The organism is Bathymodiolus azoricus thioautotrophic gill symbiont (genome assembly GCF_001298715.1).
In the GTDB taxonomy this organism is placed as follows: domain Bacteria; phylum Pseudomonadota; class Gammaproteobacteria; order PS1; family Pseudothioglobaceae; genus Thiodubiliella.
Window position 1 is genome coordinate 1 of record NZ_CDSC02000285.1, and the last position, 9,755, is coordinate 9,755.

Sequence of the window (9,755 nt, forward strand, 5' to 3'; positions counted from 1 at the left end):
ACTAAGTAATATCGTTCTCAAATTAAGACGAAATTTAAAGAGGTTACCCTGTGTAAGGATTTCCAAATAATGATTCAGAGCGATAGGCGGGCGGAAGGTTTTATAAATTGCATTGTTGCCTCAATGTTGTTGGTTGTTAAAATCAGCGCATTTTTTTCACTTCTTAGCCAAGTGCTTTGGCGTTTGCAGAGCTGGCGGGTGGCAATGACGGCTTTTTCTATCATGGTTGCTTCGTTAATCTCATTGTTGAGATATTGCCATGCTTGGCGGTAGCCAACACAGCGGATAGAGGGCAAGTTTTCGTGTAAATTTGGGTTTTGTTTTAGAGTTTTTGCTTCTTCTAGAAAGCCGTTTTCCATCATGGATAAAAAGCGCGCTTCGATACGCCTGTGTAGTTCAGCTCGTTCGGGCATGAGGATAATTTTTTTGATGGGGTAGTTGATACTAGGTTGTTTGTTGCCTTGTAGTTCGCTTAGAGTTTTACCGCTGAGCTCAAACACTTCTAATGCACGGGTAATGCGTTGAGAGTCATTTGGATGAATGCGATTTGCAGCTTGCGGGTCAATTTGTTTTAAGTCTTTATGTAGTGTGGCAGAGCCTTTTTCTTGGTGTAGTTGGTTAAATTTTTCTTTGGATTTTTTGGTGGATTCTGGTAGGTTAGAGAGCCCATGTTCAAGCGCGTTAAAATAAAATGAAGTGCCACCAACTAAGATGGGTGTTTCGCCATTTTTAAAGGCAGTTTCGATTTGTTTGTTGGCATCGTGTACAAAATCAAAAGCTGAGTAAGTGTCTTCTGGGTTACAAATATCAATTAAATGATGCGGATATTTCTCTAAGATTGTTTTATTGGGCTTGGCAGTGCCGATGTCCATGCCTTTGTAAATGAGTGCTGAATCAACGCTGATGATTCTTGTTTTGAATTTATCTGCCAGTTGAATAGCTAAATCGGTCTTACCTGAGGCGGTAGGTCCCATTAAAAATACAACAGTTTTATTTGGTATTTGTGACATAAAAGGACTTTGAATTACTAGACATTAATTGACATAACCTACATTATAATATCAGCACTAATAAAAGTCTCATAGAATAAACGATGTTTACAATTGAAAATCAAGTAACTGGTAAAGTTTTTAGAACCGATGGTGATAGTGCTATTTTGGATGATGCGCTTATCCATGGATTAAATTTCCCTTATGGTTGTCAAAAAGGCTTTTGTGGAAAATGCAAGGCGACGATTATTGAGGGCGAAGTGGGTTACGAAGGTGGTATTCCGAATGGTATCACCCCTGAAGAGGTGGCTGATGGCATGGCACTGTTGTGCCAGTGTCGTGCTAAATCTGATGTGGCACTGGTGATTGATGAACTCAATAGTGTGGCAGATATTGAGGTGAGAACACTACCTTGCAAGGTGCAAAGTATTGAGCGCCTTAATCATGATGTGACACAGATATTTTTAAAAATTCCAAATGCGGAGTCCTTGCAATATTTGGCAGGGCAGTATATTGATTTAATCCACCCTGATTTTGAGCCTCGGGCTTTTTCTATTGCTAATGCACCAGGTAATGATGGCTTGATAGATCTGCATGTGCGTTTGATTGAAGGGGGTAAATTCACCAATTTTATTTTTAATCAATTAAGGGAAAAGTCGCTATTGCAATTGGAAGGACCTAAAGGGGATTTCTTCTTTAGAGAAGACAGTAAAAAGCCTGTTATTTTAATGGCTGGCGGTACAGGGTTTGCACCGATTAAATCCATTGTTGAGCATGCGATTGCCACTAAACTTGATCGATCAATTTACATTTATTGGGGGGTGCGTAACGAGGTGGATTTGTATATGGATTTACCTCAGCAGTGGGCGAATGAAAATGATAACATTCATTTTGTGCCCGTGTTGTCGCAGTCCAATGAAGATTGGCAGGGTAGAAAAGGCTTTGTACATAAAAGCATATTGAGAGATTTTGAGGATTTAACGGGGTATGAGATTTATGCGTGTGGGCCACCAGAGATGGTCAAGTCTGCGGCTAAAAGTTTTGTTGAGCAAGGTATGATTCAGGATAATTTCTTTTCAGATGCCTTTGTTTTTGCCTTTACAGGAAAGAAATAATGAGCGATATGCAACAACACTTGACAGAACAACTGAGTATTGCACTTAATCCGGTGCATTTAGAGGTTACCAATGAGTCTAATAATCATTCTGGACCTGCAACCGAATCACATTTTAAATTGGTGGTGGTGAGTGATTATTTTATTGATCTTAAACTGATTGATAGACACCGATTTATCAATCAATTATTTAAAGAAGAATTAAACCATATTCATGCTTTAGCGATGCATACTTACACGCCAGATGAGTGGGAGATGAAAAATGGTGCACCTGATTCTCCTAAGTGTTCAGGAGGCTCAAAATCTTAAGATTCATTCCATTGCTTTTGTCTTTTTTATTGAGCTCTTGTTCTATTCAAAATAATGTAAAGCCAGAACAAAAAAAAATAGTTGAAATATCTGAGCGCTCTACTTTAGCTTATCAAAAACCACCTGTACAATTAAGTGAAAATGATTTGTGGAAGCGTATTTCTAAGGGAAGTACGCTAAAGCCTCGCTCCCAAAAAGATTTGTATTGGCATATTAAATGGTTTAAGGATAACCCTGATCATTTAACGCGAGTTACCAAACGCGCTGGACCTTATTTGCATTTAGTGGTTAGAGAAGTAGAAAAAGCAGGCTTACCGATTGAGTTGGCGCTATTGCCAATTATTGAGTCGGCATATTATCCATTTTCTTACTCACACGGCACAGCGTCGGGCTTATGGCAGTTTATTCCTGATACGGGAAAACTCTATGGACTAAAGCAGAATTATTGGGTGGATGAGCGCCGTAGTGTGATTCACTCAACGCGTTCGGCAGTCAAGTATTTGAAGGATTTGCACGCCTTATTTAAGGGGGATTGGTTATTGGCGATTGCCAGTTATAATTCTGGACCGGGTAGGGTAAAAAGGGCAGTCGCTAAGAACAAAGCCAAAGGTAAAAAAGCAGATTTTTGGAATATCTCTCTACCTAGGGAAACCGAAGGTTATGTGCCAAGATTGTTAGCAGTGGCAGAGTTGATTAGAAACCCACATAAATATGGACAAACGATTACCCCTGTTGCCAATAAGCCAAAACTTGAGTCAGTGTATGTATATTCACAATTGGATTTATCACTAATTTCTCAGTGGACTGGGCTAAGTTTAGATGAGATTTATACGCTGAATCCTGATTTAAATCGTTGGGCAACGCCAGATGTTTTCCGTTATGAACTATTACTGCCAATTGAAAAAGTGGCAGGCTTTAAAAAAGCGCGTTCGGCTTACCCCAAGAAAAAACAGCTAAATTATAAGCGTTATACGATTAAATCAGGCGACAATCTGAATAAGTTGGCAAAATTTTTTAATTCATCAGTGGCTTATATTAAGAACATTAATAATATAGAAGGCCTGAAAATTAAACACGGTGAAAAAATCATTATCCCTATTCCTAAAAAATCCAAAAACTATTACTCATTATCTAAAGACCAGCGTACAGAGCAGCGGTTAAATAGCCAAAAACACGGTAAAAAAATCATCCATAAAGTTGTTAAAGGTGAAAATTTGTGGCTGATATCTAATCGTTATGATGTGCCTGCTAAAAGCATTATTAAATGGAATCATTTGTTTAATGCCATCAAAGGACTACAAATCGGGCAAAAATTAATAATTTGGCAGGTATCGAAAGTTAAAGCATCAAAACTGAAAAATCTCACTAAAATTGGTGTGAATGTTAAAAGAACGATAACTTATCGTGTTAGGGCTGGCGATAACTTATCGGCAATTGCACATAAATTTGGTGTGCGCGTATCGCAACTGCTCAAGTGGAATAAATTGTTTATTAAAAAGCCACTGAAAATTGGCAAGAAGCTTAAAATTATCAAATCCATCGTTAAACAATAAGACAATTAAATGCATCAATTACCTATTCATAAAATTTTTGTAGCGGGTTTTGCATTTGCTACGGTGCATTGGAAAAAGATACTAGAGATTTCTATTATTCCAGTGTTAATTTCTCTACCGTTGTTAATGTCAGCACCAGAATTAATAGCATTAGCGAAACAAATGTTTGCTAACAAGTTGTCTGAGCCACCTATTTTTCTAGACAATACAGGGCTTTATCTTGCCTTGTTTTTCTATGGACATCTTTCTTTGTCTATTAATCTTTATCGTTTAGTTGTTCTAGGTGAGCAATCGGTAAGTATTTTGCCAGTTTTAGAGTTTGCTAAGATTGCACGATTTATTGGTTTAACACTATTGGTTGGCTTTGTGAGTATGGCGACACTTATCATGAATAATTTATTGTGGCTATCATTGTTAATATCTTTTTTAGTGGTGCCAATCACGCTTAATTTTGTCAATATTGCGATTGGTAATCCTATTAAATATCGTTGGGAATTATCGTTTCCTGCGCAGTTGAATTTGTTCTTTTTGCAGGTGGTTGTGCCCATGTTAATCGTTTTGTTGTTTGGCTCTTTATCTCGTATGCTTGCTTTAGACATAGGGGTGGAGTGGGCAGCAAGAGTGCTGGCATTTTATTGGAGTTCAATTACATTGGCGTTGTGTTATCAGTTAATCACTAAAGAGTCTCAATCTAATACTTAAAAGTAAAGCCTTTTGGGTATCTCATATCAAAGGTGGCTTTATCCAATTTTTTGCGTGCCACTTTTTTTCTAAGTTTTTTGTAGGTTTTTAAAAAGCGTGCCAAACGCTGTTTTTTTTGTTGATAACCCAAATTCACTTTAATATTTGGCTTAAATGTAAGTTGATCAATGTGCGTTTTAGAAAATGATTTGATGGGCATTTTCCCAGCTTGTTTTTGATAATCTTGATAATCTTGGTAAAGTTGCATGACGATTTCTTTTTTTGCTTTAGAGTGTGCTAATGGCGCTTCAGATTTAACAGTTTTTTGAGGGGTAAATAATTCACCGTTATTAGATATATAGCCTGTGCAATGAAGTGTTTTCTTTTTTTTGCAATCATTATTTTCCCAACGCATTGCGATTTGTTGAGACTTAATTTTAATTTGAATATCGTTAGAAAGCCACTGCTCGGTGATATGTGCTTTAGCAACCCACGGTTGAAATTCTAATATTTGCTTAATTTTATCTGTGTCAAATTGGTATTTATTGTCAGTGAGTGAGTGGATGCTTTTTTTTAACACTATTGGTGCAATTGGTAATTGACTATCAATTTCCCAATGAATTTTCGCCTTTAAAAAAGGGCTCTCCATAACGCTCAGTACACCCCATACAATTAACCCTATGGTGCTAAGAATAGCAAAACTGATAGCCAGTGGCTTTATTTCCCCCCCACGCGTTTTTGTGCGTTTGTTGAATTTAGACCTGCGTTTTTTTTTAGCCATTGAGAATCGCCAACACCAATTCATCAAAACTTAAACCAAATGCTTTAGCGGCCATGGGTACCAGTGAGTGAGAAGTCATACCAGGTACGGTGTTGATTTCTAATAAATAAGGCGCGTTTTTTTTGTCCAAAATGAAGTCAACACGCCCCCAAGTTTTTGCACCCATCACATCAAATGCTTGCATGGCAATTTCTTGCAAGTGTTTTTCTTCTGCATTTGAGAGTCCACATGGAGATAAATATTGTGTTGTATCAGATAGGTATTTGGACTGGTAATCATAAAATCCTTGATCTACTTTAATTTGAACCACTGGTAAAGGTTTGCCATTGAGAATTGAAACAGTATATTCATTGCCTTCTATCCACTTTTCAATGAGTGCGGTATTGTCATATTTAAAGGCTAATTTTAAAGCAGGTTTTAGTTGCGACATATCTTCAACTTTGCTAATACCCACACTTGATCCTTCCAATATTGGCTTAACTGCCCAAGGTAGTGGAAAATCAATCTCAGGTATTACCTGTCCAGCATTGGCAACAACCCAAGGCGATAGTGCTAAATCGTATTGCTTCCAAATGTTTTTGGTTTTGGCTTTATTCATACATTGCTCGGATGCATTTGCATTTGAGCCTGTGTAGGCAATATTATGCTTCTCAAGTTGCCTTTGAATAGCGCCATCTTCACCGCCACGACCATGCAATGCGATAAAAGCCTTGTCAAAATTCTGAGTCCAAAGTTCCTCAAGATTATCACCCAACCAGTCAAACTTAAAGCAATCAATGTTTTGGTTTTCTAAGGACTTATAAATAGATTCTCCACTGTTTAATGAGACATCTCGCTCGGTTGAGTTGCCACCCATTAATATTGCTATCATATTATCACTACTTCAGTTTCCAGGCTAATATCGTACATAGATTTTACGGTTTGTTGAATGTGTTTAATGAGATTTTCAATATCATCTGCAGTAGCATTGTCTTGGTTGGTAATAAAGTTGGCATGTTTGCTGGATACGCAAGCACCACCGATACAAAAACCTTTTAAGTTACTGTCTTCAATGAGTTTTGCGGCAAAATTATTTGGCGGATTTTTAAACACGCTGCCGCAATTCGCCTCACCAATCGGCTGAGAATCGTTACGCTTTTTTAACAAGGCTTTGATATTTTGTTGTTTGTTAGTCTGTGAAAATCTTAAACTTGCACTAATAAAATACTCATCCTTATGCTGTGGTGCTACTTTTCTATAGGCAATATTAAACTCAGTGACGCTACGCTTAAATACCTTGCCTAAAGTATTAATAGTGGTGACAGATTCAACTGAAGACCAAATCTCAAAACCAAATGCACCCGCATTCATTGCTAATGCACCACCGACACTGCCTGGAATAGCACTTAAAAATTCAGCGCCATTCAACCCTTGAGATCCGCAAAATCGAGAGAGCTTTGCCAGTGTCACACCTGCATCTGCTTGAACAATGCCATTTTCAACACCTAATTGATTGAGTTGTGTGAGTTTGATAGCAACCCCTAAAAAACCTCTATCACGCACCAGCAGGTTGCTACCTAACCCTAACATCAAGATAGGTTTTTGATTGCTTTTTAAAAAGTCCGATAACTCATTGAGTGTATTGGGTGTAAAAAAATCTTGTGCGATACCGCCTACTCTGAATGAGCAATGCTTAGCCATTGGCTTGTTATGAGTCAGCATATTGTGTCATGATGGGTTTAACCAAAGTATGAATATCGCCAGCGCCAAGTGTTAGTACTACATCATTACTTTCAATAATATTGGGCAAGATTTTAAGGGCTTCTTTGGTATTTTTAACCACAATTGGGTCAAGTGTCGAGCGTTGACGAATACTGTTTGCCAGTGAGCTAGAATTAATATTGGCAATTGGACGCTCATTGGCAGGATAAACTTCAAGTAAGATAAGTCCATCCACTTTGGATAAGGCATGAGAAAAAGCATCAAATAAATCCCGTGTTCTTGAATAACGATGTGGCTGGAAAATTACCACTAAGTTTTTGTTTTTATAAGTGCTTCTTAAGCTTTCAATGACTGCCAAAATTTCATTTGGATGGTGTCCATAATCATCGTATAAGGATATTCGATGATTATTAATAGTAAGTTCGCCGTGATAATCAAGTCGTCGTGCAACACCAGTAAAACTTTTTAGTGCACTTTGGATAATATCAATACTTATATCTAGCTTACAAGCCACACCAATAGCCGCTAAGGTGTTGAGAATATTGTGCCTTCCTATGCTGTTGAATTCAACTTTAAAAGATTGCTTTTGAGGGGTAAGAATAACCTCAAAATACATTTTTCTATTAGATTGACTAATGTTGATTGCTTGAACATCAACCCCATCGGAAAAGCCATAAGTGACCAAAGGACGGTGAATGCTGCTGAGTATATCTTTGACGCCATCATCGTCTGAACATAGTACACACGCACCATAAAAAGGTAGGTTAGAAGTGAAGCTAATAAAGGCATCAGTGAGTTTCTTATAATCATAATCATAAGTGCTCATGTGGTCTTGGTCAATATTGGTGATGACGCTGAGCATGGGTTGTAACAATAAGAAAGATGCATCAGACTCATCGGCTTCAGCTATCAAATAATCACTCTCACCGAGTTTTGCGTTGATACCGCTAGAATTTAAAATACCACCAATAATATAAGTTGGATCAAGTTTAGCGGTATTCAAAATATGAGTAATTAAACTGGTGGTGGTGGTTTTTCCATGAGTACCTGCAACAGCAATACCAAAGCGAAAACGCATAATTTCAGCCAACATTTCTGCTCTAGGGACAACAGGGATATTGTTTTTCTGTGCGTTGATAAGTTCTGGATTTTTCTGACTAATCGCACTGGAAACCACTACAGCATCAGCATCTTTGATATTGTTTTGATGATGAGCGTTAAAAACCTCACAGCCTAATTTTTGCAAGCGTTTGGTAATAGGGCTTTGATTTAAATCTGAACCTGAAATTTGATAACCCAAATTATGTAGCACCTCGGCAATACCGCTCATACCTGAGCCACCAATACCAATAAAATGGATTCTTTTAATTCTAGAGCTGAAAGTAGGTAGTAAATTATTCATTTTGAAACAGTGATAATAGTGAACACTTGAATGCCTTTCCCTTTTCCAAAAGCGCTTAAACCTTCACCTGTGGTAGCAGTGATGCCAATATCACTAATTTCAATGTTGGTTAAGTTGGCAATATTAGACTTTAGTGCTTGCATTTTCGGTGTGATTTTAGGTACTAGACACTCAACGGCAATGGCAATATGCTCGATTTGCCAACTGCCTAAATCTTTGAGTGCAAGTTTTAGATATTCAGTGCTATCAGTGATACCTTGTTGACAAAGCTCGTCAGCTTTAGTGCCAAGAATATTTTGACCTGTCACTGAGGAGAGCGCATTGGTGATTGAATGTAAAATCACATCTGCATCGCTGTTGCCTTTTAATCCTTGAGGATGATGAAACTCAATACCACCTAAAACCAATGGCTTGTTGTTTTCGCTATCAAAAGCGTGGGAGTCTTGCCCGATTCCAGTTTTAATTTTCATTTTGTTCTAGATAAAAGTTTGCGAGTGTTAGGTCTTCTGCTGTGGTGATCTTTAGATTACTTTTACTTGCTTCAACCAAGATAGATTCCAAGCCTAAATACTCAATACTGCTTGCTTCGTCGGTAATCGTTAAATTATTTTGTACTGCATTTTCTAATGCTTTGGATAATACAAAAAAACGATACATTTGGGGCGTTTGTGCCTGCCAAAGCGTTGACCTATCCAAGGTGCTTTCCACGATATTTCCGTGAGATTTTTTAATAGTGTCCACCACTTTTGTAGCCAATAGTCCGCCCGTAGGATGGTCTTTGAGCTGCTTAATAAGATTTTCTATTTCACTCGCCTTGACACAAGGTCTAGCAGCGTCGTGTACCAACACCCAATCATTATTCTTGGTAAAAGGGCGTAATGCATTTAGTGCTGAGATAACAGAGTGGAGGCGCTCCTTGCCACCAATGGCAGTTGCCAGTAGTTTATCATGATTGGCAAATACTGAGTTTTTAAAGGCTGTGTCGTTTTCAGTAATAGCAACGACACAGCCTTTGATTTGTTCGATATTCAACAAAGTTTTAAGTGTTTGGTCAAGCACACTCAAACCATTTTTTAATTTAAGATGTTGTTTGGGCTGTTTGGCATTCATACGCGAACCCATGCCACTTGCAGGAACAATAAGAAAATGTTTATCGGTTGACATAAGTCAGAATTATACCTAAGGAGGTGATGATATTAATTAACTGGGTTGAGTTAATTAGTCG

The 9,755-nt window shown here is 37.9% G+C and carries 11 protein-coding genes; 4 read left to right on the plus strand and 7 right to left on the minus strand.

The genetic code is table 11. From position 1 onward, the window contains the following. Positions 1–74 precede the first annotated feature (74 nt). Entirely contained in the window at positions 75–1,010 is a 936-nt protein-coding gene (miaA, locus tag BAZSYMA_RS05505) for a tRNA (adenosine(37)-N6)-dimethylallyltransferase MiaA (protein WP_090716504.1), read from the minus strand. 83 nt (positions 1,011–1,093) lie between these two features. Here miaA and BAZSYMA_RS05510 point away from each other — a divergent pair, with 83 nt between their 5' ends. From BAZSYMA_RS05510 to BAZSYMA_RS05525, 4 genes are read left to right on the plus strand one after another with little or no spacing between them, the layout of a single operon-like run. Next, complete coding sequence (locus BAZSYMA_RS05510; protein WP_090716506.1) at positions 1,094–2,104, plus strand: CDP-6-deoxy-delta-3,4-glucoseen reductase; 1,011 nt, start codon at positions 1,094–1,096, stop codon at positions 2,102–2,104. Further along, positions 2,104–2,412 (plus strand): BolA family protein, encoded by a 309-nt coding sequence (locus BAZSYMA_RS05515; protein ID WP_090716516.1) that lies wholly within the window; start codon positions 2,104–2,106, stop codon positions 2,410–2,412. Before BAZSYMA_RS05510 ends, BAZSYMA_RS05515 begins: the two co-directional genes overlap by 1 nt. Before the next feature lie 17 nt (positions 2,413–2,429). Beyond that, positions 2,430–3,965: a lytic transglycosylase gene (locus BAZSYMA_RS05520; protein ID WP_241502562.1), complete on the plus strand. Its 1,536-nt coding sequence runs from the start codon at positions 2,430–2,432 to the stop codon at positions 3,963–3,965. A gap of 9 nt (positions 3,966–3,974) precedes the next feature. Beyond that, positions 3,975–4,667 (plus strand): hypothetical protein, encoded by a 693-nt coding sequence (locus BAZSYMA_RS05525; RefSeq protein WP_090716518.1) that lies wholly within the window; start codon positions 3,975–3,977, stop codon positions 4,665–4,667. Here BAZSYMA_RS05525 and BAZSYMA_RS05530 read toward each other — a convergent pair. From BAZSYMA_RS05530 to ispD, 6 genes are read right to left on the minus strand one after another with little or no spacing between them, the layout of a single operon-like run. Continuing rightward, the gene (locus BAZSYMA_RS05530) at positions 4,657–5,427 is read right to left on the minus strand and encodes a cell division protein FtsQ/DivIB (protein WP_195910115.1); all 771 of its coding nucleotides are present in this window, start codon (positions 5,425–5,427) and stop codon (positions 4,657–4,659) included. The genes BAZSYMA_RS05525 and BAZSYMA_RS05530 overlap by 11 nt on opposite strands. Beyond that, complete coding sequence (locus BAZSYMA_RS05535) at positions 5,420–6,298, minus strand: D-alanine--D-alanine ligase (protein WP_090716521.1); 879 nt, start codon at positions 6,296–6,298, stop codon at positions 5,420–5,422. The genes BAZSYMA_RS05530 and BAZSYMA_RS05535 overlap by 8 nt, the downstream gene beginning before the upstream one ends. Then, positions 6,295–7,107, minus strand: a complete 813-nt coding sequence (gene murB, locus BAZSYMA_RS05540; protein ID WP_241502564.1) for a UDP-N-acetylmuramate dehydrogenase — start codon at positions 7,105–7,107, stop codon at positions 6,295–6,297. The genes BAZSYMA_RS05535 and murB overlap by 4 nt, the downstream gene beginning before the upstream one ends. Positions 7,108–7,114: 7 nt before the next feature. Next, entirely contained in the window at positions 7,115–8,530 is a 1,416-nt protein-coding gene (gene murC / locus BAZSYMA_RS05545; protein ID WP_090716523.1) for a UDP-N-acetylmuramate--L-alanine ligase, read from the minus strand. Next, on the minus strand, positions 8,527–9,000 hold the full coding sequence (gene ispF / locus BAZSYMA_RS05550) for a 2-C-methyl-D-erythritol 2,4-cyclodiphosphate synthase (protein ID WP_090716524.1): 474 nt from the start codon (positions 8,998–9,000) through the stop codon (positions 8,527–8,529). The genes murC and ispF overlap by 4 nt, the downstream gene beginning before the upstream one ends. Then, on the minus strand, positions 8,990–9,694 hold the full coding sequence (gene ispD, locus BAZSYMA_RS05555; RefSeq protein ID WP_090716526.1) for a 2-C-methyl-D-erythritol 4-phosphate cytidylyltransferase: 705 nt from the start codon (positions 9,692–9,694) through the stop codon (positions 8,990–8,992). The genes ispF and ispD overlap by 11 nt, the downstream gene beginning before the upstream one ends. Between the last annotated feature and the right edge of the window lie 61 nt (positions 9,695–9,755).